Source organism: Pseudomonas khavaziana (assembly GCF_036704165.1).
Lineage (GTDB): Bacteria > Pseudomonadota > Gammaproteobacteria > Pseudomonadales > Pseudomonadaceae > Aquipseudomonas > Aquipseudomonas khavaziana.
In genome coordinates, this window is sequence record NZ_CP129946.1 from 5,920,441 (window position 1) to 5,946,281 (window position 25,841).

Consider the following 25,841-nt stretch of genomic DNA (forward strand, 5'->3'; position numbering starts at 1 on the left):
TACTGCACAAAACAAATGTGGGAGCTGGCTTGCCTGCGATGGCGGTAGATCAGTCACTGAATATCTCGAGTGACACACCGCCATCGCGGGCAAGCCCGCTCCCACATTTTTTATTTCAGCTTTAGTCTTGTGGAGTTTGCTCTGCCAAAGCCACGGCACGGAACATCGCCCGGCGCTTGTTCAGGGTTTCTTCCCATTCAAGGGCCGGCACCGAGTCAGCCACAATCCCTCCTCCGGCCTGCACATGCAGCTCGCCGTCCTTGATCACCGCGGTGCGGATCGCAATCGCAGTGTCCATATTGCCGTTCCAGGCAAAATACCCCACGGCACCGCCATAGACACCACGCTTGACCGGCTCCAGTTCATCGATGATTTCCATGGCGCGGATCTTCGGCGCACCCGACAGCGTGCCCGCCGGCAAGATCGCCCGCAACGCATCCATCGCCGTCAATCCAGCTTTCAGTTCGCCGGTAACGTTGGACACGATATGCATCACGTTGGAATAGCGCTCGATGACCATCTTCTCGGTCAATTTCACCGAGCCGATTTCCGAAACTCGCCCGGTATCGTTGCGGCCCAGGTCGATCAGCATTAGGTGTTCGGCGATTTCCTTGTCGTCGCTGAGCAGGTCTTCTTCCAGCGCCACATCCGCTTCTTCGGTCGCACCACGCGGGCGAGTACCGGCGATCGGGCGCACGGTGATCAGGTTGTCTTCGACACGTACCAGCACTTCCGGCGAACTGCCTACGACATGGAAGTCGCCAAAATTGAAGAAGTACATGTAGGGGGTCGGGTTGAAGCAACGCAGCGCCCGGTAGAGGTCAATCGGCGCAGCCTTGAAGTCGATGGACATACGTTGCGACGGCACCACCTGCATGCAGTCACCGGCAAGGATATATTCCTTGATGGTGTCGACCGCACGCTCGTAGTCGGCCTGGGTAAAGCTGGAACGGAACACCGGGTCGGCAGCCGGTGGTCGGCTGAGGTCCAGGCCGCGACGCGGGGTGATCGGCTGACGCAGTTTTTCCAGCAACGCTTCAAGGCTGGCCTGGCCTTGGTCGAAGGCGGCCTCTTGGGCAGGGTCGGCAAGAACAATCGCATGCATCTTGCCGGCAAGGTTGTCGAACACCACCACCGCGTCGGACACCATCAGCAAAATGTCCGGTACACCCAAAGGGTCCGGATTCGGACATTTCCCCAGGCGCTTTTCTACATAACGCACGCAGTCGTAGCCGAAATACCCCACCAACCCACCGTTGAAACGCGGCAGGCCAGGAATAGTTGGCACGTTGTAGCGTGCCTTGAAGGTTTCGACAAAGGCCAGCGGGTCGTCTACGTCATGGCTTTCGATCTCGACACCGTCATGGGTGATGCTCACATGATGGTCGTGTACCCGCAACACGGTGCGGCATGGCAAGCCGATGATCGAGTAACGGCCCCACTTCTCGCCGCCCTGTACCGACTCGAGCAGGTAGGAATTGGGCTCGTCGGCCAGTTTCAGGTAGATCGACAGTGGCGTATCGAAGTCGGCCAGGGTTTCGCAGGCCAGGGGAATACGGTTATAGCCGGCAGCGGCCAAACGCAGGAATTCTTCACGGATCATGGGGTGCCTCGTGGCATGAGGGACAAACGGTCAGGTAGGCAAACGTGCCGCAGCGCGGCGAGGATCAGTCAGGCGCGCCAACGCCAGCGGGCCAGGGCCTTGATGACTTTCATCCAGAGTTTGCGAGTAACCACCACGATGGCGTTTCCAGAAGGGGACGGATCAATGTCGGGCAACGTTATCTCAGCGCCCGCTCCCAGGCAACCGGGGATTAACAGTCGTAGGTCGTCAATCACCAGGGCCGGCGATTCTTCTGCAATCGGCCGCCCATGGTTGTAGCCGTAGCTCAGGGCCACGCACTTGACTCCGGCGGCCTTTGCCGCCAGTACATCGCTGCGCGAATCGCCGACAAACAATGATTGGGACGCGGGGATATTGGCCATTTTCATCACGAAGAACAGCGCAGCCGGGTCTGGCTTCTTCTGCGGCAAGGTATCGCCACCGATGATCCAGCGGAAATAACGACCGATCTTCATCTGGTCCAACAAAGGTGCGACAAAACGCTCCGGCTTGTTGGTGATCAAGGCCATTTCCACCCCCTGCTTGCTCAACCATTTGAGCGTGTCACGCACACCGGGGTAGACAACGGTGAGCTCATGGCCATTTTCATAGGCCACATTGAACAACTCCAGGGCGTGTTCGGCCTCGACGTCATCCACGCCTTCGGCGTCGATATGGTTGGCAAGGGCCCGGCGCACCAGCATCTGCACACCGTTGCCCACCCATTCACGCACCGATTCGACCCCCGCCGGCTTGCGCCCCAGCTTGAGCAGCATCTGATCCACCGCGGCCGCCAGGTCGGGCACCGAATCGATCAAGGTACCGTCCAGATCGAACATCACCAGCCGTGGCAGTTTGCCGGGGAACAACTGCTCAAAGCCGCTCATGGACGCGCCAGCGCCAGTTCGGCGCGCATCTTGTCGATGACGGCCTGGTAGTCCGGGGCATTGAAGATCGCTGAGCCAGCCACGAAGGTGTCAGCGCCAGCAGCAGCGATCTCACGGATGTTGTTGACGTTAACCCCACCGTCGATTTCCAGGCGGATATCGCGACCGGACGCATCGATCAGTGCGCGAGCTTCGCGCAGCTTGTTCAAGGTGCCAGGAATGAACTTCTGCCCGCCGAAGCCTGGGTTGACGCTCATCAGCAAGACCATGTCGACCTTGTCCATCACGTACTCAAGCACGCTCAGCGGGGTGGCCGGATTGAACACCAGGCCCGCCTTGCAGCCGCCTTCGCGGATCAGTTGCAGGGTACGGTCTACGTGCAGAGTGGCTTCCGGGTGGAAGGTGATGTAGGTCGCACCGGCCTCAATGAAGTCACCAATAATGCGGTCCACAGGGCTGACCATCAGGTGCGCGTCGATCGGTGCGGTGACGCCGTACTTGCGCAGCGCGGCGCAGACCATCGGGCCGATGGTCAGGTTGGGCACGTAGTGATTGTCCATGACATCGAAGTGCACGAAGTCGGCGCCGGCGGCCAACACTTTGTCCACTTCTTCACCCAGGCGGGCGAAGTCGGCGGAGAGAATCGATGGAGCGATGACGAAGGGCTGCATGACGCACCTTTTTGAGCTAAATCACGATGGCGCGCATTGTATACCTCATGCTTTGCTGCGCGCACGGTGACCTATCTCAATGGTTAATAAGCCGCCCGGTAGATTTTCTCGATATCCGCCGCGCTGAGCTGACGCGGATTATTGCGCATCAGGCGCTCGATACCTGCCGCCTCCGTGGCCATGGACGCAATGGCATCCTCGGGCACTCCGAAACTGCGCAGCCCCGCCGGGATCTCCACTGCGGCACACAAGCGCGTCATGGCCTCCACGGCAAGGTCGGCAGCATCGTTGACACTCAAGCCGGCCACGTTCACACCCATGGCCTGAGCAATATCCTGCATTCGTTCAACACATGCCAATTTGTTCCAATGCATCACATAGGGCAGCAGCAGCGCATTGCTCACACCATGGGCGATATTGAAGCGCCCACCCAGCGGATACGCCAGCGCATGCACGGCGCCGACCCCAGCGTTACCAAAGGCCATGCCGGCCATGAGGCTGGCGGTGGCCATGTCGTCACGGGCCTGCAGATTGGCCGGGTTGGCGTAAGCCTTGGGCAGCGCGCGGGCAATCAACTTGATCGCACCGATGGCCAGGGCGTCAGTAATTGGCGAGGCATTCAGTGACAGGTAGGATTCGATGGCGTGCACCAGGGCGTCCACACCACTGGCGGCAGTGACGCTGCGCGGGCAGGTCAGGGTCATTTGCGGGCTGATCAGCGCCACATCCGGCAGCAGGTAGTCGCTGACGATGCCTTTTTTCAGCTGTGCGGCCTTGTCGGAAAGGATCGCCACATTGGTCACTTCCGAGCCTGTACCGGCCGTGGTGGGGATGGCGATCAGCGGCGGGCCCTTACGCGGCACCTGGTCGACGCCGAACAAGTCCGCCAGCGCGCCGTGGTAGCCGGCATAGGCTGCCACGCTCTTGGCAATATCAATGGCACTGCCGCCGCCCACGCCAATAAGACCGTCATGCCCGCCCTCGCGATAGGCACGCATGCAGTCTTCGACGATGGCGATTTCCGGGTCAGGCAGCACACGATCAAAAATTTCGTAGGCGCGATCACCCAGGTGCTCCAGGGCCAACGCCACGGTGCCGGACTTGACCAGCGCGGCGTCGGTGACGATCAGCGGGTTATCGACATCCAGGCGCGTGAGCTCAGCGGCCAGTTGTTCAATGGCGCCCGCGCCGGTCAGCAGTTTGTGGGCGATCTTGAATGAGGAAGTACTCATGTGCGCGGCCTCTTATTAATGTTGGGCTTGCACAAGAATAGCTGTTCACAGGGTGTTGTCTGCCATTCATTGGTTGAATGGTCAGAGGGCTCAGACATCGCCCTACCCTTCAAGGTAAAGCACCAACAGTCGATAACCCGCTGAAAGCGAAAACCACTCCTCGCGACGCTGACAAATACCGACCAACCCATTAGGCTGCTGGAACCACTTCTGGCCGGGAATCAACGATGCTTTTTCTCCACCGTTCGGCACTGCCAGCATTGTGCCTGTCGCTACTACTGACCAACGCTTTGCCAGTACAGGCCGCCGACGCAGCGGCGCCCGCGGACGAAAAACCCGTTGAGCGCCATCCCCTGCCCGAACGCAGCCAGGCAGAAGCCAGCGCGCTCGAGCGGCAGGTTCCCCATGAGCAACAACAACAGTTGCAAGCCGGCAGCGATTCGTTCCTGGCACTCTGGAAGCCCGCCAACAGTGCCGAAGCTGAAGGCGTGGTGATTATTGTGCCAGGGGCCGGGGAGAACGCTGACTGGCCGCAAGCCATCGCGCCCTTGCGGAGCAAGTTACCGGACGCCCACTGGGGTACCCTGAGCCTGTCGTTGCCGGACGTGAATGTTGACACACTGCCCCCACGCGTCATCGAGCCGCCCAAGGCTGCGGTCGATACCAGCAGTAAAGAGGGCAGCACGGCCGCCAAACCCGTCGAACAGGCCGCCAGCGCCGAGGCGGAAGGCACTGACCCAGCGGTGGTGCCGGGTGCGGATGAACAGGACAAGACCGACGCCAAGCGCATCTTCGACCGTATCGATGCCGCCGTCGCCTTTGCCCAGACCCAGAGCGCCCGCAGCGTGGTATTGCTCGGCCATGGCACCGGCGCCTGGTGGGCGGCACGTTACCTGAGCGAGAAACAACCCTCACAGGTGCAGAAATTGGTCATGGTGGCCGGAAAGACGCCCGCCGCCCGTCAACCAGACCTGCAACAACTGGCGCCGAGCTTGAAGGTGCCTACGGCGGATGTGTTCTATCAAGATGGCGCCTCGGAACGTAAAAACGCCCAGGAGCGTATCCAGGCGGCCAAGCGGGCGAAGAATGACGGCTACAAACAGGTGTCGCTTACGGCTTTGCCAGGCAACAGCGCAGCAGAGCAGGAACAGTTGTATCGGCGGGTTCGTGGGTGGCTGAGCCCGCAGGCCGGCGCCAACTGATCACAAATTCGAAATCAATATAGACCAATGTGGGAGGGGGCTTGCTCCCGATAGCGGTGTATCAGTCAACATATTCATTGGCTGACAGCTCGCAATCGGGGGCAAGCCCCCTCCCACATTAGCTTGTGTTTTCAGGCCAATCGCCTCAGCGAAAATCCCGCCGCTCGCGAATCAATGCATAGGCGTTATGCAGCTCCCGGGTGCGCTCCGTCGCCTCCCGTACCTGCGCGGGGCTGGCACCGCTGCCGGCGATCTTGTCCGGGTGGTGACGGCTGAGCAGGCGGCGGTAGGCGCGCTTGATCACCGAGGGTTCGGTGGTTGCCGTCACGCCTAGAATCCGCAACGCCTCCTGATAAGCTCCGCCACGACTTGCCAATGGCTTACGCTCCGGCGCGTAATCGACTGCCAGCGCCTGGAGTTGTTGCGGTGTCCAGCCCAGCCACTTGCCCCACTGGTCGATCAGGTCGCGCTCGGCATCATCCGCCCGGCCATCCGCCCAGGCCATGCGCCAACAAGCACGCAAGACGCCTTCCGCCGCATGGGGCTGGGCCTTGAGCACACGCAAATAACTGCGTACATGGACACTGCCGGACTTACCACGGTTGAATGCCATGATGGCGCGGCGCTGGGCCGGCTCGCTCATGTCCAACGAGCGCATTTCCTGACGCGCCTGCTGGATATGCCCGTCGACAACCCGTCCATTGCTCTTGGCCAGTCGCCCCAACAGCACAAACAACAATTCGTCGTTGCGCAATGCCGGACGCCCGCCCAGGCGCTCGCGCAACTGCGCCCAACTGTGCAGCTGCAGGCGACGATCCAACGCCTGCCCCAGCAATGCACCCAACAAGGCCCCCGGGATACTGGCAATGGCAAAGCCAGCCCCGGCGCCAATCAGCGTCCCTGGCCACAACATCCTACTGCCCCGCTGTCAGCAGAGTTTCGACCTGTGCCAGGCGCTCCAGCGTGCCGACATCAATCCAATGTCCTGTCATGTGTTCCCCCGTTACCCGCCCTTTAGCCATGGCCGCCCGCAACAGCGGGGCCAGCTTGAAGGCACCCGCGCTGCAACCCGCGAACAATTGAGGGTCGAGCACTGATATGCCACTGAAGGTCAGGTTATCGGCACCGGGCGCCGCATCATGAAGCACACCCTGATCCAGATAAAAATCACCACCCGAAGGATGATGCGCAGGGTTGTCGACCATCACCAGGTGCGCCAGGCCCTTGAGCGGTTGCTTGAGACGGGCGAAGTCGTAGTCGGTCCAGATATCGCCATTGACCACCAGGAACGGTTCATCCCCCAGTAACGGCAGGGCCTGGAAAATCCCGCCGCCGGTTTCCAGCGGTTCACCCTCCGGTGAATAGCGGATGCGCAGGCCGAACTGCGCACCATCGCCCAGGTAGCTCTCGATCTGCTGGCCGAGCCAGGCGTGGTTGATCACGATATCGGTGAAGCCGGCCTTGGCCAGCGCTTCCAGGTGATATTCGATCAGACGCTTGCCACCTGCCTGTACCAGCGGCTTGGGCGTATGCAGGGTGAGCGGACGCATGCGCTCGCCTTTGCCCGCCGCCAGGATCATGGCCTTCATACGCTCGCCTCGGCGGGTTGGCGCAGGCTGGCAAGCAACTCGCCCAGTTCGCTCAACTCAGGCCGGTCGGCGAGCACTGCTTCTATATAAGCTAAGAAGCGCGGCACGTCCGCCAGGTAGCGTGGCTTACCGTCGCGGTGGCAAATGCGCGAAAAGATGCCGATGACCTTGAGGTGGCGCTGCACGCCCATCAGGTCGCTGGCGCGCAGGAAGTCTTCAAAATCATCCTGCACGGGAATCCCCAACTTGCCGGCACGCTCCCAGTAGCCGCGCTGCCAATCCCGCACACGGGCCTGGGGCCAACTGATGAAGGCGTCCTTGAACAGGCAGGTAATGTCGTAGGTCACCGGCCCGTAGACCGCGTCCTGGAAATCCAGCACGCCAGGGCTGGGCTCGCTGATCATCAGGTTGCGCGGCATATAGTCGCGATGCACCAGCACCTTGGGCTGCGCCAGGGCACTGTCGATCAACTGCTCGCTGACACGCTGCCAGAGGGCCTGTTGCTCGGTATCAAAGTCGATCCCCAAGTGCCGGCGTACATACCACTCCGGGAACAATTCCAGCTCGCGGCGCAACAAGGCCACGTCGTAGCAGGGCAGTGGTTGGTCCATCGGCAGTTGCTGGAACGCGAGCAGCGCATCGATGGCATCGGCAAATAATTGATCGGCGTTTTCACCGTCAATCACGTCCAGATAGGTTTTTCTGCCCAGGTCATTAAGCAAAAGAAAGCCACGGGGCAAATCTTCTGCATAAATTTTCGGCACATTTATTCCGGATTTCGCCAGCAGATGCGCGATATCGACGAAAGGTTTGCAGTTTTCCTGGGGAGGTGGCGCGTCCATGACAACGAACGTATGGTCACCGCCCTCCCAGCGGAAGTAGCGCCTGAAACTCGCGTCACTGCTGGCCGCGGTCAATGTGGCCGGGGGTACGGCGCCCCAGTCCTGGGCGTTGAATAGGATGGGCAACTGCTCATCCAGCCAGACTTCCAGCTGTTGTAAACGTAGATCTTGCTCGGGCATTACAGAGGTCTCCGACGGCGCTAGCCGTCAAGCGGGGCATGCTTTATTATCACGCATCTTTTTCAGACCATCGAGAGGCGTGCGGCCCAAACCGCGGGCAGATGGCACGCAGGAAGCCCGGACTAATAAGATGGCATTGAAATCCCCCGCGTTTCGTAGAAAATTTCCGTTGCTGGTAACCGGCAGTCTGCTGGCCATGCAACCTTTCGCCACTTCACACGTGGTAGCCGCTGAGCAGTATGACTGCTCGGTCTCCGCTTCGGGTGCCTGGGATTGTGCGCCGAAGACCGCCGCCGCCCCGCTGCCGCCGCGCCCGGTGCATGACGGTTCCGCCGTCAGCTCGGCCAACGGTACGCCGCAAGGCGAAGCCGGCGGCAAGGTCGACGCCGAACCGAAGACCATGCTGGTCACTGAATCCAAGGGCCGTGGTCTGCGTTCGCGCAGCGCCGACTACAGCCATCTGGACTGGGTGCCTCGCGAGAAGCTGACCGCAGCACAGCTGGCCGAAACCGGTCCTTACTGCAGTGGTGCCTACATCGAGCCTGTTCGTCCTGGCATGAATGACAAGACGAACAAGAGCGATGCGCCGACCTTCATCGGTGCCAAGGCCTCTCGTTACGAGCAGGAGCAGCAGGTTGCGACCCTGGCCGGTGACGTGGTCATGCGCCAGGGCAGCATGCAGCTGGAGTCGGACGAAGCCAGCCTGTACCAGGCCGAGAACCGTGGCGAGCTGAACGGCAAGGTGCGTTTGCGCGACAACGGTGCGCTGATTGTCGGCGACCATGCAGAAGTGCAGCTGGACACCGGTGCCGCCCAGATCGACAACGCCGAATACGTGATGCACAAGTCACGCATCCGCGGTAACGCGCTGTACGCCAAGCGTGCCGAGAACGCGATCATCCGTCTCAAGGACGGTACGTACACCACCTGCGAGCCAGACAGCAACGCCTGGCAGCTCAAGGGCAACAACATCACGTTGAACCCGGCCACCGGTTTCGGTACAGCCACCAACGCGACGTTGCGGGTCAAGAACATCCCGATCCTGTACACCCCTTACATTTACTTCCCGATCGACGACCGTCGTCAATCCGGCTTCCTGCCGCCGAGCTTCAGCACCGGTGGCGAGACGGGCTTCACCCTGGTGACGCCGTACTACTTCAACCTGGCGCCGAACTATGACGCTACGTTGTACCCGCAATACATGACCAAGCGCGGCTTGTTGATGGAGGGCGAGTTCCGCTATCTGACCAAGTCGAGTGAAGGGCAGTTTGGTGGGGCGTATCTCAACGATGACAACGATGAGCGAAGCAAGCAGACCGACTCCGAAAAAACTCGCTATATGCTCAATTGGCAGCATAGAGGTGGGCTGGATTCACGCTTGTCGACACTGGTTGATTACACCAAGATCAGCGATCCGTTTTACTTCCAGGACTTGAAGTCCTATCAGGAAGGCGTTGAGAGTCAGGACTTCCTGAACCAGCAGGGTACTGTGAGCTACCGTGGCGACAGCTATCAGGCCGCTGTTAACTTGCAGTCGTACCAACTGGCGACGATTTCCCAGATCACTCCGTATGATCGACTACCGCAAATTACATTTAACGGTACGCTACCGTTTCAACCGGCTGGCCTGAACTTCTCTTATGAGACCGAAGCAGTCAGGTTTGATCGTGACTTGCGCAGCGGTAGAGTTCGCGACCAAGATGGTGGCCCGTTTAATGCGGATGGCACCATTGGTGAGAGACGCCTGGATGAAAACGTGACAGGTCTGACCCGTGCAAACGGTACCCGTCTGAACGTTGCGCCAGCCGTCTCGTACCCGATGAACTGGAGCTACGGCTTTATCACGCCGAAGTTGAAGTACGTCTATACCAAATATGACTTGGACCTGGATGGTAAAGGCAAGGACCAAATGGCCCTGGCCGGCCAGACATTTAACAGCTCGCAAGATCGCTCTGTGCCTATTGCCAGCATCGACAGCGGCCTGTACTTCGACCGCACGACCAATTGGTTCGGCAAAGACTACAACCAGACACTCGAACCTCGCGCGTTCTACCTCTATGTGCCGAACAAAGACCAAAGGGACATCCCGGTCTTCGACACCAGCGAAAACTCTTTCAGCTACTCCTCGCTGTTCAGGGATAACCGCTTCAGTGGTTCAGACCGTATTGGCGACGAGAATAAACTGTCGTTTGGCCTTACCAGCCGTTGGATCGAAGAAAATGGCTTCGAACGTCAGCGTGCATCCATCGGTCAAGCGGTGTACTTCAAGGACCGTGAAGTTCAATTGCCAGGCGTTGATGCCAAGACGCGCGATGATGCGCACTCCAATGTTTCTCCAATCGCATTGGAATACGAGTTCCGCTTCAACCGCGACTGGCGCGCAACTGCCGACTACAACTGGGATACCGATAGCCATAGTCCTCGCTCCGGCAGCGCAATGTTCCACTATCAGCCGGAAGATAACCCGAACAAGGTGGTCAACCTCGGCTACCGCTATCGTAACGACCAAGTGGTCTACAACCAGTTGACCGGGAAATGGCAGTTCGGTGGTGACTTCGGCCAAGAAGGTGATCCGAACTTTGTGAAGGATTACTACAAAATCCAGCAACACGACTTCTCGATGATGTGGCCGATCATTCCGCAGTGGAATCTGATCACCCGCTGGCAGTATGACTATGCCCGCAACCGTACCCTGGAAGCCTTCGGTGGTTTCGAGTACGACAACTGCTGCTGGAAACTGCGCGTCATCAACCGCTACTGGGTTTCCAATGACGAATACAGCCAGATCGCCCCGCAGAACGAAAAGGGTGACCACGGGCTCTTCCTCCAGATCGTCCTTAAAGGACTCGGCGGCCTGACCGGCGCCAAGGTAGAGAGCTTCCTCGACAAAGGCATTGAAGGTTATCGTGAACGTGAAGACAAAGCTTTCTGAGTGTTTGCGCCCGCTAGTGCTGGGCGCGCTGTTCCTGGGTACTGTTACGGCACACGCCGCGGTCCAGCAGCTGGATAAAGTAGCGGCCATCGTCGATAACGACGTGATCATGCAGAGCCAGTTGGACCAACGGGTCAAGGAAGTCCAGCAAACCATCGCCAAGCGTGGCGGTGGCGTGCCGCCGACCAGTGTCCTGGAGCCCCAGGTGCTGGAGCGTCTGATCGTCGAAAACCTGCAATTGCAGATCGGCGAACGCTCCGGTATCCGAATCTCGGATGAAGAACTGAACCAGGCCGTCGGCACCATCGCTCAACGCAACAACATGAGCATCGACCAGTTCCGCGCCGCCCTGGCTCACGACGGGTTGTCCTATGAGGACGCCCGTGACCAGATCAAGCGCGAGATGATCATCAGCCGTGTGCGCCAGCGCCGTGTGGCCGAACGAGTCCAGGTGTCCGAACAGGAAGTGAAGAACTTCCTGGCCTCGGACCTTGGCAAGATGCAGCTCTCCGAAGAACTGCACCTGGCCAATATCCTGATTCCAACGCCAGACAGCGCCAGCGCCGAGCAACTGAATGCCGCAGCGGCCAAGACTCAAGCGGTGTACGACCGTCTGAAGGCCGGCGCTGACTTTGCGCAGACCGCGATTGCCGTCTCCGGCAGTGATAACGCACTGGACGGCGGTGACATGGGCTGGCGTAAAGCCGCGCAACTGCCACCTCCGTTCGACCGTGAACTGAGCGCCATGAACGTGGGTGACATCACCCAACCGGCACGTACGCCAGGCGGTTTCATTATCCTCAAGCTGCTGGGCAAGCGCGGCGGCGAGACCTCGCTCAAAGACGAAGTACATGTTCGCCACATCCTGGTCAAACCGAGCGAAATCCGCACCGAGGCACAAACCAAGGAACTGGCGCAGAAGATCTACGACCGTATCGAAAACGGTGAAGACTTCGCCACCCTGGCCAAAAGCTTCTCGGAAGACCCAGGTTCTGCCCTCAACGGCGGCGACTTGAACTGGATCGACCCAAAAGCCCTGGTACCAGAGTTCCAGCAGGTCATGGCCGATACCCCGCAAGGCGTATTGTCCAAACCCTTCAAGACCCAATACGGCTGGCATGTACTGGAAGTCCTTGGCCGTCGCGCCACGGACAACACCAACCAGGCCCGCGAGCAGCAAGCCCTGACCGTACTGCGTAACCGCAAATACGATGAAGAGCTGCAAACCTGGCTGCGTCAGATCCGTGACGAAGCTTATGTAGAAAACAAGCTGCCAGGCGCCGAGCAAACAGGCACCGACCAGGCCACCCAGTGAAACCCCAGCGTTTCGCGGTGACACCCGGCGAGCCGGCCGGCATTGGTCCAGACCTTTGCCTGCTGCTTGCCTCGCAACTCCAGCCACACCCCCTGATTGCCATCACCAGCCGCGACCTGCTCCTCGAGCGGGCCGCGCAACTGGGTGTGGCTGTCACCCTGCTGGGCGTGGCGCCGGGCGACTGGCCCGACCTGCCGGCGCCCGCAGGCAGCCTGTATGTGTGGGATACCCCGCTGCACGCCAAGGTTGTTGCCGGGCAACTGGACAAGGCCAATGCGGCGTTTGTGCTGGAAACCCTGACCCGTGCGGGCCAAGGCTGTATCGACGGTGACTTCGCCGGCATGATCACCGCTCCGGTACACAAAGGCGTGATTAACGAATCCGGCATCGCCTTCTCCGGCCATACCGAATTCCTCGCCGAACTGACCCACACCGCTCAAGTAGTCATGATGCTCGCCACCCACGGCCTGCGCGTCGCCTTGGTGACAACTCATCTGCCGCTGCGTGAAATCGCCGACGCCATAACCGCCGAGCGCCTCGAACGTGTCACGCGCATCCTGCACGCCGACCTGCAACAGAAATTCGGCATTGCCCAACCGCGTATCCTGGTCTGCGGGCTCAACCCCCACGCCGGTGAAGGCGGTCACTTGGGCCATGAAGAAATCGACATCATTGAACCGACATTAGAGCGCCTGCGCCAAGAAGGCATGGACCTGCGCGGTCCATTGCCCGCAGACACTCTGTTTACCCCCAAATATCTGGAGCACTGCGACGCAGTGCTGGCGATGTACCATGACCAGGGGCTGCCCGTGCTGAAATACAAAGGCTTCGGCGCTGCAGTCAACGTGACGCTGGGCCTGCCGATCATCCGCACCTCCGTCGACCATGGCACTGCCCTGGACCTGGCGGGCAGCGGCAAGATCGATACCGGCAGCCTGCACGTGGCCCTGGAAACCGCCTATCAGATGGCCGAGACCCGTATATGACTGAGCATTACCAACACCGGGCGCGCAAGCGCTTCGGGCAGAACTTCCTGCACGACGCTGGCGTGATCGACCGCATCCTGCGCTCCATCCATGCCAAGCCCGAGGACCGCCTGCTGGAAATCGGCCCGGGCCAGGGCGCGCTGACCCAGGGCCTGCTGGCCAGTGGCGGGCAACTGGACGTGGTTGAGCTGGACAAGGACCTGATCCCGATCCTCAACCAGCAGTTCGCCGGCAAGCCCAATTTCAACCTGCACCAGGGCGACGCACTGAAGTTCGACTTCAACAGCCTCAACGCCGCGCCCAATAGCCTGCGGGTAGTGGGTAACCTGCCATACAACATTTCCACGCCGCTGATTTTTCACCTGCTGAACAACGCCGGGATCATCCGCGACATGCACTTCATGCTGCAAAAAGAAGTGGTGGAACGCCTGGCTGCCGGCCCCGGCGGCGGTGACTGGGGCCGCCTGTCGATCATGGTCCAGTACCACTGCCGTGTGGAGCACCTGTTCAACGTGGGTCCTGGCGCGTTCAACCCGCCACCCAAGGTCGACTCGGCCATCGTGCGCCTGGTGCCTCACGCCGTGCTGCCACATCCGGCCAAGGACCATAAATTGCTGGAACGCGTGGTACGCGAAGCGTTCAACCAACGTCGCAAGACCCTGCGCAATACCCTCAAGGCCCTGCTGAGCACCGCTGAAATCGAGGCCGCCGGCGTCGATGGCAGCCTGCGCCCCGAGCAGCTGGACCTTGCCGCGTTCGTGCGTTTGGCCGACCAACTGGCTATACAACCTGCTCCAACAGCGGAATAAGACAAAAGGACAACATGATCCAAATGCGGGAGGGGGCTTGCTCCTGATAGAGGAGTATCAGTGGATACATTTTCAACTGACACACCGCTATCGGGAGCAAGCCCCCTCCCACATTTTGGATCACGTCATCCCAGACGGCATGTCTGGCCTAGTGCCCACCAGATGGCCTAGACTGAGCCGCATCTGCTGTCTTCCGCTTTTAAGGCCTCTTGCATGTCCGATCCTCGCTACCAGATCGACGTCAGCGTCGTCACCCGCTTCCTGGCGGACCAATCGCAACCTGAACATAACCGTTTCGCCTTTGCCTACACCGTCACAGTAAAAAACAACGGACTGGTACCGGCCAAGCTGCTGTCACGGCACTGGGTGATCACTGACGGTGACGGCCAGGTCGAGGAAGTGCGCGGCGCCGGCGTGGTGGGCCAGCAACCCTTGATCGACAGCGGCGCCAGCCATACCTATAGCAGCGGCACGGTGATGACCTCCAAAGTCGGCACCATGCAAGGTTCGTATCAAATGAAGGCCACCGATGGCCACTTGTTCGACGCCACCATCAAGCCCTTCCGCCTCGCGGTGCCCGGAGCCCTGCACTGATGGCGACGTACGCGGTCGGTGACCTGCAAGGGTGCCTGGAGCCCCTCAAGTGCCTGCTGGAGCGCGTAGCCTTCGACCCGGCTGAGGATCGCCTGTGGCTGGTGGGGGATTTGGTCAACCGTGGCCCCCAGTCCCTGGAAACCCTGCGCTATCTCTATAACCTGCGTGATTCCCTGGTGTGTGTACTGGGCAACCACGACCTGCACCTGCTGGCCGTCGGCAATAATATCGAGCGTCTGAAAAAGGGCGATACCTTGCGGGAAATTCTCGAAGCACCCGACCGCATCGAGCTGCTCGACTGGCTGCGCCGCCAGAAAATCATGCATTACGACGAAGGCCGCAATATCGCCCTGGTGCATGCGGGCATCCCGCCCCAATGGACGTTGAAGAAAGCCCTCAAGTGCGCCGCCGAAGTCGAAAGTGCACTGGCTGACGACAACCTGTATACGGCGTACCTCGACGGCATGTACGGCAATGACCCGGTGAAGTGGGACAACGACCTCACCGGTGTGGCCCGCCTGCGCGTGATCACTAACTATTTCACACGTATGCGTTTCTGCACCGCCGAAGGCAAGCTGGATCTCAAGAGCAAGGAAGGCGCCGACACGGCGCTACCAGGCTATCAGCCCTGGTTCGCCCACCCGGAACGCAAGACCCGTGACACCCGGATCATCTTCGGTCACTGGGCCGCCCTGGAAGGCAAGTGCGACGAGCCCGGCGTGTTCGCCCTTGACACCGGTTGCGTGTGGGGCGGCGCCATGACCCTGATGAACATCGACACCGGCGAGCGCTTCGGCTGCCAGTGTGAGCCCCTCCTTTCCAATACCCAGCCGGCCGCCGCCAAGCCATAGGAGCCCGCCATGACCGATTTCAAACGTATCCCTCCCCAAGAAGCCCAAGCGCTGCGCGAGCAAGGTGCAGTGGTCGTCGATATCCGCGACCAGCCTACTTACGCGGCGGCTCACATCAGTGGCGCCAAGCATTTGGATAACGTAAACATTGCCGATTTCATCCGCGCCGCCGACCTCGATGCGCCGCTGATCGTAGCCTGCTACCACGGCAACTCCAGCCAGAGCGCAGCCGCCTACCTGATCAGCCAGGGCTTCTCCGACGTCTACAGTCTGGACGGCGGCTTTGAGCTGTGGCGTGCGACCTACCCTTCGGAAATTTCTTCCGGCGATTCGCAATAATTTTTTTTACACCCCGCTATCCCGCGTGACGCTTGGGCTTGCGCCGTTTCTGACGAACGGCGCAACCAAACTAATTGCGCATCGCGCCTTGACCTCCCAGATTCCGAACTATCCTTAAGCGCAGGCCATCCGAATCAGGGGAGAGCCGGTACACCGGCGTACGGGTCATCGGTAGCGTTTCAGGGTGTTCTGGGGGGAAAACAGCTATTGGCATGCGCCAATGACTGCCAGCATCGACTGATTGATCCGGCGTCGGCTCCACGTATCGAGCGAGGTGACGACGTCATGAGTATTTTCAGCCACTTCCAACAACGCTTCGCGTCCACGCAGCAGGAGGAACTCACCCTTCAAGAGTATCTCGAGCTGTGCAAGCAGGACCGCAGCACCTACGCCTCAGCCGCCGAACGCCTGCTACTGGCGATCGGCGAGCCGGAGCTGGTGGAAACCGCCAACAATTCGCGCCTGTCGCGGATATTCTCCAACAAGGTGATCCGCCGCTACCCGGCCTTTGAAGACTTCCATGGCATGGAAGAATGCATCGACCAGATCGTGTCCTACTTCCGCCATGCCGCCCAAGGCCTGGAAGAGAAGAAGCAGATTCTCTACCTGCTCGGCCCCGTCGGCGGCGGTAAGTCGTCCCTGGCCGAAAAACTCAAGCAATTGATCGAGAAGGTGCCTTTCTACGCGATCAAGGGCTCGCCGGTCTTCGAGTCGCCCCTGGGCCTGTTCAACGCCACGGAAGATGGCGCGATCCTTGAAGAAGACTTTGGCATTCCGCGGCGCTATCTCAATACCATCATGTCGCCGTGGGCTACCAAACGCCTGGCCGAATTCGGCGGCGATATCAGCCAGTTCCGCGTAGTAAAACTCTACCCGTCGATCCTCAACCAGATCGGCGTCGCCAAGACCGAACCAGGCGATGAAAACAACCAGGACATCTCGGCGCTGGTGGGTAAGGTCGATATCCGCAAACTCGAAGAATTCCCGCAGAACGACGCCGACGCCTACAGCTACTCGGGCGCACTGTGCCGGGCCAACCAGGGCCTGATGGAATTCGTGGAAATGTTCAAGGCACCGATCAAGGTGCTTCATCCCCTGCTCACCGCCACCCAGGAAGGCAACTACAACAGTACCGAAGGCCTCGGCGCGATTCCGTTTACCGGGATCCTGCTGGCCCACTCCAACGAATCTGAATGGCACACCTTCCGCAACAACAAGAACAACGAAGCCTTCATCGACCGCATCTATATCGTCAAGGTGCCGTACTGCCTGCGGGTCAGCGATGAAATCAAGATCTACGACAAGCTGCTGTTCAACAGCTCCCTGGCCAAGGCCCACTGCGCACCCGACACCCTGAAGATGCTCGCCCAGTTCACCGTACTGTCGCGCCTCAAGGAGCCGGAAAACTCGAATATCTATTCGAAGATGCGCGTATACGACGGCGAAAACCTCAAGGACACCGATCCCAAGGCCAAGTCGATCCAGGAATACCGCGACACAGCGGGCGTGGACGAGGGCATGAATGGCCTGTCGACTCGCTTTGCATTCAAGATCCTGTCCAAGGTCTTCAACTTCGACCCCCATGAGATTGCGGCCAACCCGGTGCACCTGCTCTATGTACTGGAACAGCAGATTGAACAGGAACAATTCCAGGCCGAAACCCGTGAACGCTACCTGCGCTTCCTCAAGGAATACCTGGCACCGCGCTACATCGAATTTATCGGCAAGGAAATCCAGACCGCATACCTGGAGTCCTACAGCGAGTACGGCCAGAACATCTTCGACCGATACGTGCTGTATGCCGATTTCTGGATTCAGGACCAGGAGTACCGCGACCCGGAAACCGGCGAGATCCTCAACCGTGTAGCCCTCAACGAGGAACTGGAAAAAATCGAGAAGCCAGCCGGCATCAGCAATCCGAAGGATTTCCGCAACGAAATCGTCAACTTCGTACTGCGTGCCCGTGCCAACAACAATGGCAAGAATCCTACCTGGCTCAGCTACGAGAAGCTGCGGGTGGTCATCGAGAAGAAAATGTTCTCCAACACCGAGGACCTGCTGCCGGTCATCAGCTTCAACGCCAAGGCCAGCAAGGAGGATCAGCAAAAACACAACGACTTCGTTACTCGAATGGTCGAGCGCGGCTACACCGACAAACAGGTACGGCTGCTCTCCGAGTGGTATCTGCGGGTGCGTAAATCGCAGTAAGGCAGCGACAAGTGTGCACTGCCAGGCCATTGGCCTGGCAGCCGACCGCTTGTCCCGAAGCTTCCAGCTAGCCGCTTGAAGCTTGTAACGTGAAGCTGCCCGGAGGGCTCCCTATGAGCTATGTGATCGACCGACGCCTCAATGGCAAGAACAAGAGCACGGTAAACCGCCAGCGTTTCCTGCGGCGTTACCGTGACCACATCAAAAAGGCCGTCGAAGAGGCCGTTAGCCGCCGCTCCATCACTGACATGGAGCACGGCGAACAAATCAGTATCCCGGGGCGGGACATTGACGAGCCGGTGCTTCACCACGGCCGCGGCGGCAAACAGACCGTCGTGCACCCCGGCAACAAGGAATTCACCACCGGCGAACACATCCAGCGCCCACAAGGTGGGGGTGGCGGTAAAGGCCCGGGCAAGGCCGGCAACTCCGGGGAAGGCATGGATGAATTCGTATTCCAGATCACCCAGGAAGAATTCCTTGAGTTCATGTTCGAGGATCTGGAACTGCCCAACCTGGTCAAACGCAACCTGACCGGGACCGACACCTTCAAGACTGTACGCGCCGGGATCAGCAACGAGGGTAACCCATCGCGCATCAACATCATCCGCACCTTGCGTTCAGCCCATGCCCGGCGCATCGCCCTGTCCGGCAGCAGCCGCGCAAAACTGAAGCAGGCCAAGGAGGAGTTGGCGCGCTTGAAGCGTGAAGAACCGGATAACTTCGGCGATATCCAGGAAATCGAGGCAGAAATAGAGAAACTCAGCGCACGCATCCACCGCGTACCGTTCCTCGATACCTTTGATTTGAAATACAACCTGCTGGTCAAACAGCCCAACCCCAGTTCCAAGGCCGTGATGTTCTGCCTGATGGACGTGTCCGGCTCCATGACCCAGGCGACCAAGGATATTGCCAAGCGCTTTTTTATCCTGCTGTACCTGTTCCTGAAACGGAACTACGACAAGATCGACGTCGTGTTCATTCGCCATCACACCAGCGCCCGGGAAGTGGATGAAGAAGAGTTCTTTTACTCGCGGGAAACCGGCGGCACCATCGTTTCCAGTGCACTTAAGCTCATGCAGGAGATCATGGCCGAGCGCTACCCCGCCAACGATTGGAACATTTACGCCGCCCAAGCTTCCGATGGCGACAACTGGAACGACGACTCGCCGATCTGCCGCGACATCCTGATCAACCAGATCATGCCGTTCGTGCAGTACTACACCTACGTCGAAATCACCCCCCGTGAGCACCAGGCCCTGTGGTTCGAATACGAGCGCATCGGCGAAGCCTTTGCCGATACGTTCGCCCAGCAGCAACTGGTCTCGGCCGGCGATATCTACCCGGTCTTCCGTGAACTCTTCCAGCGCAGGTTAGTGACATGACCGCCAAAAAAGAGAACAAGCGCCAACCCATTTCCACCGGCTCCGAGTGGACCTTTGAATTGATCCAGGCTTATGACCGGGAAATCAGCCGCATTGCGGCGGGTTATGCCCTGGATACCTACCCCAACCAGATTGAGGTCATCACCGCCGAGCAAATGATGGATGCCTATGCCTCCGTGGGCATGCCGCTGGGTTACCACCATTGGTCCTACGGCAAACACTTCCTCAGCACCGAGAAGTCCTACACGCGAGGGCAGATGGGCCTGGCCTACGAGATCGTGATCAACTCCGACCCGTGCATCGCCTACCTGATGGAAGAAAACACCATCTGCATGCAGGCGCTGGTGGTGGCTCATGCCTGTTATGGGCACAACAGTTTTTTCAAGGGCAACTACCTGTTTCGCACCTGGACCGACGCCAGCTCGATCATCGACTACCTCGTGTTTGCCAAGCAGTACATCATGCAATGTGAGGAACGCCACGGTATCGATGCGGTGGAAGACCTGCTGGACTCCTGCCATGCACTGATGAATTACGGGGTCGACCGCTACAAGCGCCCGTATCCGATCTCGGCCGAGGAAGAGCGCCTGCGCCAGAAGGAGCGCGAGGAGCACCTGCAGAAACAGATCAATGACCTGTGGCGTACCATCCCCAAACGCGCCGACAAAAACAACGACAAGGACAATGCGCGCTTCCCCACCGAACCTCAGGAAAACATCCTGTACTTCCTGGAAAAACACGCACCGCTGCTGGAGCCTTGGCAGCGCGAGATCGTGCGCATTGTGCGCAAGATCGCCCAATACTTTTATCCACAGCGCCAGACCCAGGTGATGAACGAAGGTTGGGCGACCTTCTGGCATTACACTCTGATGAATGACCTGTACGACGAGGGCTTGGTCACAGATGGCTTCATGATGGAATTCCTGACCTCCCACACCAGTGTGGTATTCCAGCCCGGCTTCGACAGCCCGTATTACAACGGCATAAACCCCTATGCCCTGGGCTTTGCCATGTACCGCGATATACGCCGCATGTGCGAACATCCAACGGACGAAGATCGCCGCTGGTTCCCGGAAATCGCCGGCAGTGACTGGTTATCAACCATCAAGTTCGCCATGAGCAGCTTCAAGGATGAGAGTTTTATCTTGCAATATCTCTCGCCCAAGGTAATTCGCGACCTCAAGCTGTTCAGTATCCTCGATGACGACCTCAAGGACGATCTGGTGGTCCCGGCCATCCACGACGAACCGGGGTATCGCATCATTCGCGAAACCCTGGCCGCCCAGTACAACCTGGGCAATCGCGAGCCTAACGTGCAGATCTACAGCATCGATGTACGCGGCGACCGTTCGCTGACCCTGCGTCACCAGCAGCATGATCGCAAGCCTTTGGGCGAATCCACCGAGGAAGTGCTCAAGCACCTGCATCGACTGTGGGGGTTCGACATCCACCTGGAAACGCTACAGGGCGATCAGGTCATGAAAACCCATCATGTGCCGCCGCGCAGCGATCACAGCGACAATGACTACGGCCGCCTGGACATGGCCGTCGTTCATCTCTGAAGCAGCAAAGCCTCCATTGGCCAGGCACAGGCGTTATCCTGTGGCGCTAATGGAGGCTTTTTCATGAAAATCTACAAAGTCGGCGGCGCCGTGCGTGATCGCCTTCTGGGCATCAAGGTCACCGATATCGACCGCGTCGTCGTCGGCACAACCACCGAGGAAATGCTCGCCAAAGGCTATAAGCCAGTGGGCGCCGATTTCCCGGTATTCCTCGACCCAAAAAACGGTGACGAATACGCCCTCGCCCGCACCGAACGCAAGAGCGGCCGGGGTTACGGTGGCTTTGTGTTTCACGCTAGCCCCGACGTTACGCTGGAAGAGGACCTGATCCGGCGTGACCTGACGATCAATGCCATGGCGGAAGATGACGATGGCAACCTGACCGATCCTTATCACGGCCAACGCGATCTTGAAGCGCGCATCTTGCGTCATGTTTCTCCCGCATTCGCTGAGGATCCACTCCGAGTGCTGCGTGTTGCCCGCTTTGCCGCACGTTATGCACACCTAGGCTTCAAGGTCGCACCTGAGACGCTGGAATTGATGCGTCAGCTCAGTGATTCCGGCGAACTCGAGGCCCTTACCCCCGAGCGCAGCTGGAAAGAAATCTCACGAGCACTGATGGAAGATCAACCCCAGGTATTTATTCAGGTACTACGCGACTGCGATGCGCTGAAGACCCTGATACCGGAGGTAAACGCACTGTTTGGTGTGCCCCAACCCGAGGCGCATCATCCGGAAATCGATACCGGCGTTCACACTTTGAGCGTGCTGGAACAAGCCGCTTTGCACAAACAACCACTGACAGTACGCTGGGCCTGCCTGCTGCACGATTTGGGCAAAGGCCTGACGCCTGTGGATAAGTTGCCGCAGCATATTGCCCACGAACACCGCGGCTTAAAGCTGATCAAGGCGGTGAATGAGCGCTTCAAGGTGCCCAGGGATTGCCAGGAATTGGCATTGCTGGTGGGCGAATTTCATACCCACGGTCATCGCGCACTGGAACTCAAAGCCTCGACATTACTGGAATTACTGCAGAGTTTTGACCTGTACCGGCGGCCGCAGCGCTTCGAAGAGTTTGTAGTAGCCTGCGAAATGGATGCCCGGGGCCGCAAAGGCTTTGAACAACGCATTTATCCACAGGCAGATTATTTGCGCGGCGCGGCAAAGGTTGCACGCGAAGTACCGGTTGCACCATTGCTGGAAAAAGGTTTCAAAGGCCCAGAGCTGGGAGCGGCACTCAAGCGCGAACGGCTGACCGTGCTGAAAGCCTACAAGGAACAACACAAGCCTTTGTAGGAGCGAGCTTGCTCGCGAAAAACGTCAACGATAAGGCAGCGCCCTCAGGTTTTTCGCGAGCAAGCTCGACCCCTACAAGAGAGCTGGCGGTGTCAGTTGTCGGCCTTGCCACTTAAAGCCGACAGGCGCCAGCACCTGGTCGATCTGAGCATCGCGCCACAGCTCGGCCATTGTCTTGCCGGCCTCAGGGTGCACACGATCGGGCGCCATCATCGACAACGGCCACAACACGAAAGCATTTCTCAGGATTTCTGCCCGCGGCAGGATCAACCCATCGAAATTTCCCACCAAATCGCCATACAGCAACACATCGATGTCCAGCGGCAGGCCTTTGCGATCAGGCGCATAGCGACCGTTATCGGCCTCGATGAATTTCAGCCGGCGATCCAGCTCCATCAACGGCAAGTCGGTATAAGCCGACACCACCAGATTGAAAAAAGGCCCACTCTTGATCCCCACTGGCTGGCTTTCGAACACTGGCGAACAGCGCATGTCCGTCAAGAAACCCGCCAGGGCATCCAGGCCGGCGCTCAGACGGCTTTCGCGCTCGATATTGCTGCCAAGCCCAAGGTAAATCCGAGTCAAAGACATCCGCGCTCGATCTCCACGCCCACGCCCTTGGCAGCCGGCACGGCGCCCGGCTTGGTCAATTTGAGGTGCAGCCAGGGAATCTGGAATTCGCTCATCAGCACTTCGGCGAGGCGCTCGGCGAAGGTTTCTACCAACTGATACTGGGACTGCTCGGCAAAAGCCTGGATACGGGAGGAAACACTGGCGTAATCCAGCGCCAGGGTCAGGTCATCACCAGCGGCGGCCGGGCGATTATCCCAGGCGAAGTTCAGGTCCAGGCGCAGGCATTGCCGGATCCCGCGCTCCCAGTCGTAGGCCCCGATCACGGTGTCGACTTCCAGGCCTTCGATAAACACTCTGTCCAAGTACTCTTCTCCGCAGCACGACAAGGGCGCGATGCCCCGTTAGAATCAGGGCGTCCTCGCCCGGAATAGTTAGCATGTTTTGGTCACTGGCGATTCTCGCCTACCTGCTCGGCTCGCTGTCCTTCGCCATTTTGCTCAGCCGCCTGACGGGAAATCCCGACCCGCGAATGAGTGGCTCGGGCAATGCCGGTGCCACCAATATGTTGCGCCTGGCCGGCAAGAAGCTCGCCATCCTTACCCTGCTGGGCGACGTGTGCAAGGGCTTGTTGCCCGTGCTGATCGCGAGCGTCCTCGGCCTGACCTTGCAACAGCAGGCCTGGGTGGGCGTATGCGCCGTCCTGGGCCACCTGTTCCCACTGTACTTCCGCTTTCGCGGCGGTAAAGGTGTTGCTACGGCAGCCGGGATGCTGCTGGGCATCTACCCACCGGCAGCGTTACTGGCCATGCTCGCCTGGCTGCTGACCTTCTACCTGACCCGAACCAGCTCGCTGGCCGCGCTGATCGCTACACCGCTGACCCTGCCGCTGTTGGCCTGGCAGGCACCGGAAGCCTTGCTGCCGATGAGTGTGCTGACACTGCTGATCGTCTGGCGTCACCGCGGCAATCTACGCGACCTGTTTGCCGGTCGCGAACGGCATTTTTAATTACCCCAGATGAACCAGGTTCAGGTAGAGCCTTACAATGGCGGCAGTTGCTCCATCGGCCAGCGCGCCTGCACGCTGATCGCCAGACTCTCATGCTGCCCGGCCTGCAGGCGCTGGCAACCGGCATAGGCGATCATGGCGCCGTTATCGGTGCAGAACTCCGGACGTGCATAGAACACATGGCCATTCATGTCACCAAGCATTTTTTCCAAGGACGCCCGCAGCGCCTTGTTGGCACTGACGCCACCGGCAATCACCAGTCGCTTCATACCCGCCTGCTTCAAGGCGCGCTTGCACTTGATGGTCAAAGTCTCCACCACGGCCTGCTGGAATGCCAGCGCGATGTCGCAACGGGCTTGCTGACCGTCGTCCCCGGCACTGACGCTCTGCTGCCATGTGTTCAATGCAGAGGTTTTCAACCCACTGAAACTGAACATCAGGCCGGGCCGATCACACATCGGCCGCGGGAAAATATAGCGACCCGCCACGCCTTTCTCGGCAAGACGGGCGATTTCCGGGCCACCTGGATAATTGAGCCCCATCATCTTCGCAGTTTTATCGAAAGCTTCGCCGGCAGCGTCGTCCAGGGACTCACCCAGCAAGGTGTATTGGCCGATACCATCGACCTGAACCAGCTGCGTATGGCCGCCCGAAACCAACAAAGCGACGAACGGGAACTGCGGTGGTGTTTCTTCCAGCATGGGCGCCAGTAAATGGCCTTCCATATGGTGCACGCCAAGAGCCGGAATGCCCCAGGCAAAAGCCAGCGCCTGGGCACAAGAGGCCCCAACCAGAAGGGCTCCGACCAATCCAGGGCCCGCGGTGTAGGCGATGGCATCGATCTCGGTCGCCACACAATCGGCCTCGTCCAGCACCTGGCGAATCAACGGCAGCATGCGCTTGACGTGATCACGGCTGGCAAGCTCCGGCACCACGCCACCATAGGCGCGGTGCAGGTCGATCTGACTGAACAGCGCGTCGGCCAAAAGCCCGCGTTCACTGTCGTATAGGGCGACGCCGGTTTCGTCGCAGGAGGTTTCAAGTCCCAGTACTAGCATGGGTTTGCGCCTTGTAGAGGCTGAATTCGAAGGCGCGCATGATAGTCCCCGCTCCCCCTCCCGACTAGCGGTTTTCGATCAGAGGCTTTGCATTCCGGGCAATGAGGGGTTAACATCCGCAACCCTTAAAAACCGACGACCTCAGCCGCGAATTTTTTGCGACGAGAACGTTGATTCCCGGTAATGAAAGAAGGTAGCTCTGGATGCCAGCCGTCAAAGTAAAAGAGAACGAACCCTTCGACGTAGCTCTGCGTCGTTTCAAGCGCTCCTGCGAAAAAGCCGGTGTTCTGGCTGAAGTTCGTAGCCGCGAATTTTATGAGAAGCCAACTTCTGAGCGTAAGCGTAAAGCAGCAGCCGCTGTTAAGCGTCACGCCAAGAAAGTTCAGCGCGAACAGCGCCGCGCCGTTCGTCTGTACTAATACACAGACGTTCGTAGCAAGCTTCTGCCAAGCCCGGCCCTCAGCCGGGCTGTTGGCATTTGCGGATATCGCTTGATGCTTCACCGTCGACGCCGCACATGCGACCGAGACACTGCTTCAAACGTCAGGGCTGGCTCTTTTGCCAGCAGTGCGCGTCTCTTCTGACGAGCCTAACAAGGCTACTGACGAGCACACCTATTCTTCAAGCAGGCGATCAAATGTGTCGGCTGTGCCCATCGATGCGTTTCCGAGGCCTTTCATCGGCCAGGACCGGACGCCCGGGCAACATTTCCATGCCGAAA

Annotated in this window: 24 protein-coding genes; 14 read left to right on the forward strand and 10 right to left on the reverse strand. The window is 59.3% G+C overall.

Annotated features, from left to right (window positions below):
- Positions 1–121 precede the first annotated feature (121 nt).
- The 4 genes from trpE to QYQ93_RS26510 form a co-directional block, all read right to left on the reverse strand.
- The gene (trpE, locus tag QYQ93_RS26495) at positions 122–1,603 is read right to left on the reverse strand and encodes an anthranilate synthase component I (protein ID WP_217880970.1); all 1,482 of its coding nucleotides are present in this window, start codon (positions 1,601–1,603) and stop codon (positions 122–124) included.
- Between the two features lie 68 nt (positions 1,604–1,671).
- Complete coding sequence (locus QYQ93_RS26500; protein ID WP_338475829.1) at positions 1,672–2,490, reverse strand: phosphoglycolate phosphatase; 819 nt, start codon at positions 2,488–2,490, stop codon at positions 1,672–1,674.
- Positions 2,487–3,161: a ribulose-phosphate 3-epimerase gene (rpe, locus tag QYQ93_RS26505; protein WP_043051161.1), complete on the reverse strand. Its 675-nt coding sequence runs from the start codon at positions 3,159–3,161 to the stop codon at positions 2,487–2,489. The genes QYQ93_RS26500 and rpe overlap by 4 nt, the downstream gene beginning before the upstream one ends.
- A gap of 83 nt (positions 3,162–3,244) precedes the next feature.
- The gene (locus tag QYQ93_RS26510; RefSeq protein ID WP_338475830.1) at positions 3,245–4,393 is read right to left on the reverse strand and encodes an iron-containing alcohol dehydrogenase; all 1,149 of its coding nucleotides are present in this window, start codon (positions 4,391–4,393) and stop codon (positions 3,245–3,247) included.
- Positions 4,394–4,620: 227 nt separating this feature from the next.
- Here QYQ93_RS26510 and QYQ93_RS26515 point away from each other — a divergent pair, with 227 nt between their 5' ends.
- A complete protein-coding gene (locus QYQ93_RS26515; RefSeq protein WP_338475831.1) occupies positions 4,621–5,595 on the forward strand; it encodes an alpha/beta hydrolase family protein in 975 nt (324 codons plus the stop codon).
- Between the two features lie 145 nt (positions 5,596–5,740).
- Here QYQ93_RS26515 and QYQ93_RS26520 read toward each other — a convergent pair whose 3' ends face one another.
- From QYQ93_RS26520 to QYQ93_RS26530, 3 genes are read right to left on the reverse strand one after another with little or no spacing between them, the layout of a single operon-like run.
- A complete protein-coding gene (locus QYQ93_RS26520; RefSeq protein ID WP_338475832.1) occupies positions 5,741–6,508 on the reverse strand; it encodes a TerB family tellurite resistance protein in 768 nt (255 codons plus the stop codon).
- Position 6,509: 1 nt separating this feature from the next.
- On the reverse strand, positions 6,510–7,184 hold the full coding sequence (gene murU / locus QYQ93_RS26525; RefSeq protein WP_338475834.1) for an N-acetylmuramate alpha-1-phosphate uridylyltransferase MurU: 675 nt from the start codon (positions 7,182–7,184) through the stop codon (positions 6,510–6,512).
- Positions 7,181–8,206, reverse strand: a complete 1,026-nt coding sequence (locus tag QYQ93_RS26530; RefSeq protein WP_124421786.1) for an aminoglycoside phosphotransferase family protein — start codon at positions 8,204–8,206, stop codon at positions 7,181–7,183. The genes murU and QYQ93_RS26530 overlap by 4 nt, the downstream gene beginning before the upstream one ends.
- A 130-nt stretch (positions 8,207–8,336) precedes the next feature.
- Between QYQ93_RS26530 and QYQ93_RS26535 the strand changes: the two genes are divergently transcribed.
- From QYQ93_RS26535 to QYQ93_RS26585, 11 genes are all read left to right on the forward strand, one after another.
- The gene (locus QYQ93_RS26535; RefSeq protein ID WP_338475836.1) at positions 8,337–11,138 is read left to right on the forward strand and encodes an LPS-assembly protein LptD; all 2,802 of its coding nucleotides are present in this window, start codon (positions 8,337–8,339) and stop codon (positions 11,136–11,138) included.
- Positions 11,119–12,453, forward strand: coding sequence for a peptidylprolyl isomerase (locus tag QYQ93_RS26540; protein WP_152625184.1), 1,335 nt, complete (start codon positions 11,119–11,121; stop codon positions 12,451–12,453). The genes QYQ93_RS26535 and QYQ93_RS26540 overlap by 20 nt, the downstream gene beginning before the upstream one ends.
- Positions 12,450–13,439, forward strand: a complete 990-nt coding sequence (gene pdxA / locus QYQ93_RS26545) for a 4-hydroxythreonine-4-phosphate dehydrogenase PdxA (protein ID WP_338475837.1) — start codon at positions 12,450–12,452, stop codon at positions 13,437–13,439. Before QYQ93_RS26540 ends, pdxA begins: the two co-directional genes overlap by 4 nt.
- A complete protein-coding gene (gene rsmA, locus QYQ93_RS26550; protein WP_043049711.1) occupies positions 13,436–14,248 on the forward strand; it encodes a 16S rRNA (adenine(1518)-N(6)/adenine(1519)-N(6))-dimethyltransferase RsmA in 813 nt (270 codons plus the stop codon). The genes pdxA and rsmA overlap by 4 nt, the downstream gene beginning before the upstream one ends.
- A gap of 213 nt (positions 14,249–14,461) precedes the next feature.
- Positions 14,462–14,842, forward strand: coding sequence for a Co2+/Mg2+ efflux protein ApaG (gene apaG / locus QYQ93_RS26555; RefSeq protein ID WP_043049712.1), 381 nt, complete (start codon positions 14,462–14,464; stop codon positions 14,840–14,842).
- Complete coding sequence (locus QYQ93_RS26560; protein ID WP_338475838.1) at positions 14,842–15,693, forward strand: symmetrical bis(5'-nucleosyl)-tetraphosphatase; 852 nt, start codon at positions 14,842–14,844, stop codon at positions 15,691–15,693. Before apaG ends, QYQ93_RS26560 begins: the two co-directional genes overlap by 1 nt.
- Positions 15,694–15,702: 9 nt before the next feature.
- On the forward strand, positions 15,703–16,032 hold the full coding sequence (glpE, locus tag QYQ93_RS26565; RefSeq protein WP_043049714.1) for a thiosulfate sulfurtransferase GlpE: 330 nt from the start codon (positions 15,703–15,705) through the stop codon (positions 16,030–16,032).
- A 285-nt stretch (positions 16,033–16,317) separates the two neighbouring features.
- A complete protein-coding gene (locus QYQ93_RS26570; RefSeq protein ID WP_003194732.1) occupies positions 16,318–18,240 on the forward strand; it encodes a PrkA family serine protein kinase in 1,923 nt (640 codons plus the stop codon).
- A 113-nt stretch (positions 18,241–18,353) separates the two neighbouring features.
- Positions 18,354–19,625 carry a YeaH/YhbH family protein gene (locus QYQ93_RS26575; RefSeq protein ID WP_034116083.1) on the forward strand — a complete coding sequence of 424 codons (1,272 nt, stop codon included), beginning with the start codon at positions 18,354–18,356 and terminating at the stop codon, positions 19,623–19,625.
- Entirely contained in the window at positions 19,622–21,187 is a 1,566-nt protein-coding gene (locus QYQ93_RS26580; protein WP_338475840.1) for a SpoVR family protein, read from the forward strand. The genes QYQ93_RS26575 and QYQ93_RS26580 overlap by 4 nt, the downstream gene beginning before the upstream one ends.
- Positions 21,188–21,250: 63 nt before the next feature.
- The gene (locus QYQ93_RS26585) at positions 21,251–22,483 is read left to right on the forward strand and encodes a multifunctional CCA addition/repair protein (protein ID WP_338475841.1); all 1,233 of its coding nucleotides are present in this window, start codon (positions 21,251–21,253) and stop codon (positions 22,481–22,483) included.
- A gap of 72 nt (positions 22,484–22,555) precedes the next feature.
- Here QYQ93_RS26585 and folK read toward each other — a convergent pair whose 3' ends face one another.
- Both folK and folB read right to left on the reverse strand, forming a co-directional pair.
- The gene (folK, locus tag QYQ93_RS26590; RefSeq protein ID WP_043049717.1) at positions 22,556–23,074 is read right to left on the reverse strand and encodes a 2-amino-4-hydroxy-6-hydroxymethyldihydropteridine diphosphokinase; all 519 of its coding nucleotides are present in this window, start codon (positions 23,072–23,074) and stop codon (positions 22,556–22,558) included.
- Complete coding sequence (gene folB, locus QYQ93_RS26595) at positions 23,065–23,418, reverse strand: dihydroneopterin aldolase (RefSeq protein WP_043049718.1); 354 nt, start codon at positions 23,416–23,418, stop codon at positions 23,065–23,067. The genes folK and folB overlap by 10 nt, the downstream gene beginning before the upstream one ends.
- Positions 23,419–23,492: 74 nt before the next feature.
- On the opposite strand from folB, the gene plsY reads away from it, so the two are divergent.
- Positions 23,493–24,062 carry a glycerol-3-phosphate 1-O-acyltransferase PlsY gene (gene plsY / locus QYQ93_RS26600; RefSeq protein ID WP_043049719.1) on the forward strand — a complete coding sequence of 190 codons (570 nt, stop codon included), beginning with the start codon at positions 23,493–23,495 and terminating at the stop codon, positions 24,060–24,062.
- Positions 24,063–24,094: 32 nt separating this feature from the next.
- Here plsY and tsaD read toward each other — a convergent pair whose 3' ends face one another.
- Positions 24,095–25,120, reverse strand: coding sequence for a tRNA (adenosine(37)-N6)-threonylcarbamoyltransferase complex transferase subunit TsaD (gene tsaD / locus QYQ93_RS26605; protein WP_043049720.1), 1,026 nt, complete (start codon positions 25,118–25,120; stop codon positions 24,095–24,097).
- Positions 25,121–25,323: 203 nt separating this feature from the next.
- Here tsaD and rpsU point away from each other — a divergent pair, with 203 nt between their 5' ends.
- Positions 25,324–25,539 carry a 30S ribosomal protein S21 gene (gene rpsU / locus QYQ93_RS26610; RefSeq protein ID WP_002551877.1) on the forward strand — a complete coding sequence of 72 codons (216 nt, stop codon included), beginning with the start codon at positions 25,324–25,326 and terminating at the stop codon, positions 25,537–25,539.
- Positions 25,540–25,841 lie beyond the last annotated feature (302 nt).

What these genes read in the sequence shown, in the direction of transcription:
- trpE (WP_217880970.1), bottom strand. Translation starts at nt 1,603, where the DNA reads ATGATCCGTGAAGAATTCCTGCGTTTGGCCGCTGCCGGCTATAACCGT.
- QYQ93_RS26500 (WP_338475829.1), bottom strand. Translation starts at nt 2,490, where the DNA reads ATGAGCGGCTTTGAGCAGTTGTTCCCCGGCAAACTGCCACGGCTGGTG.
- rpe (WP_043051161.1), bottom strand. Translation starts at nt 3,161, where the DNA reads ATGCAGCCCTTCGTCATCGCTCCATCGATTCTCTCCGCCGACTTCGCC.
- QYQ93_RS26510 (WP_338475830.1), bottom strand. Translation starts at nt 4,393, where the DNA reads ATGAGTACTTCCTCATTCAAGATCGCCCACAAACTGCTGACCGGCGCG.
- QYQ93_RS26515 (WP_338475831.1), top strand. Translation starts at nt 4,621, where the DNA reads ATGCTTTTTCTCCACCGTTCGGCACTGCCAGCATTGTGCCTGTCGCTA.
- QYQ93_RS26520 (WP_338475832.1), bottom strand. Translation starts at nt 6,508, where the DNA reads ATGTTGTGGCCAGGGACGCTGATTGGCGCCGGGGCTGGCTTTGCCATT.
- murU (WP_338475834.1), bottom strand. Translation starts at nt 7,184, where the DNA reads ATGAAGGCCATGATCCTGGCGGCGGGCAAAGGCGAGCGCATGCGTCCG.
- QYQ93_RS26530 (WP_124421786.1), bottom strand. Translation starts at nt 8,206, where the DNA reads ATGCCCGAGCAAGATCTACGTTTACAACAGCTGGAAGTCTGGCTGGAT.
- QYQ93_RS26535 (WP_338475836.1), top strand. Translation starts at nt 8,337, where the DNA reads ATGGCATTGAAATCCCCCGCGTTTCGTAGAAAATTTCCGTTGCTGGTA.
- rsmA (WP_043049711.1), top strand. Translation starts at nt 13,436, where the DNA reads ATGACTGAGCATTACCAACACCGGGCGCGCAAGCGCTTCGGGCAGAAC.
- apaG (WP_043049712.1), top strand. Translation starts at nt 14,462, where the DNA reads ATGTCCGATCCTCGCTACCAGATCGACGTCAGCGTCGTCACCCGCTTC.
- QYQ93_RS26560 (WP_338475838.1), top strand. Translation starts at nt 14,842, where the DNA reads ATGGCGACGTACGCGGTCGGTGACCTGCAAGGGTGCCTGGAGCCCCTC.
- glpE (WP_043049714.1), top strand. Translation starts at nt 15,703, where the DNA reads ATGACCGATTTCAAACGTATCCCTCCCCAAGAAGCCCAAGCGCTGCGC.
- QYQ93_RS26570 (WP_003194732.1), top strand. Translation starts at nt 16,318, where the DNA reads ATGAGTATTTTCAGCCACTTCCAACAACGCTTCGCGTCCACGCAGCAG.
- QYQ93_RS26575 (WP_034116083.1), top strand. Translation starts at nt 18,354, where the DNA reads ATGAGCTATGTGATCGACCGACGCCTCAATGGCAAGAACAAGAGCACG.
- QYQ93_RS26580 (WP_338475840.1), top strand. Translation starts at nt 19,622, where the DNA reads ATGACCGCCAAAAAAGAGAACAAGCGCCAACCCATTTCCACCGGCTCC.
- QYQ93_RS26585 (WP_338475841.1), top strand. Translation starts at nt 21,251, where the DNA reads ATGAAAATCTACAAAGTCGGCGGCGCCGTGCGTGATCGCCTTCTGGGC.
- folK (WP_043049717.1), bottom strand. Translation starts at nt 23,074, where the DNA reads ATGTCTTTGACTCGGATTTACCTTGGGCTTGGCAGCAATATCGAGCGC.
- plsY (WP_043049719.1), top strand. Translation starts at nt 23,493, where the DNA reads ATGTTTTGGTCACTGGCGATTCTCGCCTACCTGCTCGGCTCGCTGTCC.
- tsaD (WP_043049720.1), bottom strand. Translation starts at nt 25,120, where the DNA reads ATGCTAGTACTGGGACTTGAAACCTCCTGCGACGAAACCGGCGTCGCC.
- rpsU (WP_002551877.1), top strand. Translation starts at nt 25,324, where the DNA reads ATGCCAGCCGTCAAAGTAAAAGAGAACGAACCCTTCGACGTAGCTCTG.